General features: G+C 70.7%; 2 protein-coding genes and 1 pseudogene. 1 reads left to right on the top strand and 2 read right to left on the bottom strand.

All coding sequences use genetic code 11. The features are described 5' to 3' along the window. A pseudogene (locus WA944_RS24600) lies at positions 1-178 on the bottom strand (single-stranded DNA-binding protein); the annotation flags it as partial. 171 nt (positions 179-349) lie between these two features. On the opposite strand from WA944_RS24600, the gene WA944_RS24595 reads away from it, so the two are divergent. Then, a complete protein-coding gene (locus WA944_RS24595) occupies positions 350-1426 on the top strand; it encodes an allophanate hydrolase-related protein (protein WP_526610672.1) in 1077 nt (358 codons plus the stop codon). Here the strand turns inward: WA944_RS24595 and WA944_RS24590 are convergent. After that, positions 1411-2031, bottom strand: a 621-nt coding sequence (locus tag WA944_RS24590; protein WP_526647437.1) for a cytochrome c oxidase assembly protein, incomplete at its 5' end; no start/stop codon positions are given. The genes WA944_RS24595 and WA944_RS24590 overlap by 16 nt on opposite strands.

Genomic DNA, 2031 nt, shown 5'->3' with positions numbered 1-2031 from the left:
GCCGGCCCCAGCAGTTCACCGTGGCGTACAACGAGTTGCCCGGCTCCCAGGTGCCGTCCGCGGTGCGCCTGCGTGAGTTGCTCGCCACGCGGAATTTGATCAGCTCCTGATCGCCGACCCAGCGGCGTTCCGGGTTGGTGACGATGGTGCCTACGACGGCGATGGGTGTCTCGAACATTTGGGTTCCTCCCTCGATATTTGGCTACGGGCCAGGCACGGCGCCTGACTCGTGGGTGACACCGCCATTCACCGCCGTACCGCCGACATCCCGCGGCCGGGGCGCGGCCCGGGGCGACCGGGCTGTGGATGAGTTGCGCACTGTGGACAACCGCCGCATAGGTTGATCCGCATGACGGGACAGGTCGCCGGCCACGCCGCTACGGGGTCCCTGGCCGGCAGCCGGGTGGTGGTGGCCGACACCGTCGGGGACGGTGTTGTCGGCGCCCTGCGCGGTGCCGGCGCCACGATCGTCGATCCCTCGGCCTTCGCGACCGCCGACGTCGTGGTGACGACAGGCGCTCCCGCGGCGCCTGTGTGCATCACTCCCACCGCCGCGGCACTTTCCGCCCGCCTCAGCGTCCTCGCGTCCGACCTCGTGCTCGCCGACGCCGTGACAGCCGTGCTCGCCGGACACGCACCGGGCCGGCGGGTTTGGCCGGCCGACATCCGCCTCGCGGCCCCCGTCGAGCCGGTGGTGGGGGTGGCGCTCAACCGACACGGCCGCAGTGTGTTCGACGCGGTCACGGCAGCGTTGACGAAGATCGGCGCCCGGCTCGTGTCCGTGCCGGTCGGGACGCACTCCGTGCCCGACGGAGTGGATGCCGTCGTCGTACCTGCCGACTCGACCGCCCCCGACGGCCTGTGCTCGGTCACTGTGAGCGTTGACGGAGCCGCGCTCACCGTCCTGGCGCGCGCCTTCGACGATGCGGTGGCTGTGGATCTGGCCGCAGGGCTGACTGAGGGGCGGGCACTGCGGTCGATCTGGCCGCTCGCGGCCGCCGAACCCGTCGAACTGGTGGTCTTCGGCGCTCACCTGCGTGGCGGACCCCTCGCGCATCAGCTCACCGATCTGGGCTCCCGGTGGGCCGGGGAGATCACCACAGCGCCGCGCTACCGGATGACGGTGTTGTCGACATCACCTGCCAAGCCGGCGATCACCCGGGTGTTCGACGACGAGCCGGGTGCCGCACTTCAGGGGCACCGATGGCTGCTGTCGGCGGCAGCTCTCGGCCGCTTCCTGGCGGCCCTGCCGGCACCGATGCAGCTGGGCAAAGTCGAGTTCGACGACGGCTCCTGGCGGACGGCGTTCGGCTGTGACGCCAGTGCCGCCATCGGCACCGACATCAGCAGCTACCGCAGCTGGACGCGCGCTGTTGCCGCAGGGGCGGTGCACGTGGCGGATCCGCCGGGTCAGCCGCCCTGCTGAGACTCGCGCCGGGCCAGTTCGGCCAGCATCCGGTTGTAGGCCGCCAGATCGGCGTCGTCGTCGCGGTCAGCAGCCCGGTCCAACCGGGTCGCGGTCCGCTGATCGCTGCGCCGCCACTGGATGAACAGCGCTATCAACACCACGACGAGCGGGACCTCTCCCGCAGCCCACGCGATCCCGCCGCCGAGCCGCTGATCCCCGAGCAGGTCGGTGTGCCAGTCCAGCTGCAGCGACCGGTAGAAGTCCTCCCCGATCACCGACTTGGTCGCCATCAGGACCACCCCGAAGAACGCGTGCAACGGCAACGACGCGAACACCATCGCCAGCTTGCCGATGGGCGGTATCGGCCGCGGTGTCGGATCCACACCGATCACCACCCAGTAGAACAGGTAGCCGCTGAGCAGGAAGTGCAGGTTCATCGCGACGTGGGCGCCGTGGCTGTCGACGGCGGCGTCGAAGATCCCGCCGAAGTACAACCCGTAGAACCCGACGATGAACAGCGCCGTCGCGACGAACGGGTTGGTGAGCACCCGGGAGACCCCGGAGTGCAGGCCGGCGAGCAGCCATTCCCGCGGTCCGGGCGGCTCGTCGCGGCCTGCGGCGGG

Origin of the sequence: Mycobacterium sp. (genome assembly GCF_049683355.1) — a bacterium.
In the GTDB taxonomy this organism is placed as follows: Bacteria; Actinomycetota; Actinomycetes; order Mycobacteriales; family Mycobacteriaceae; genus Mycobacterium.
The sequence above is the reverse complement of the archived record's forward strand: the minus strand, read 5'-3'. Positions and strand labels throughout refer to the sequence as shown.

Bases quoted from the DNA above. Each gene is read 5' to 3' on its own strand.
- WA944_RS24595 (WP_526610672.1), top strand. From the start codon at position 350: ATGACGGGACAGGTCGCCGGCCACGCCGCTACGGGGTCCCTGGCCGGC.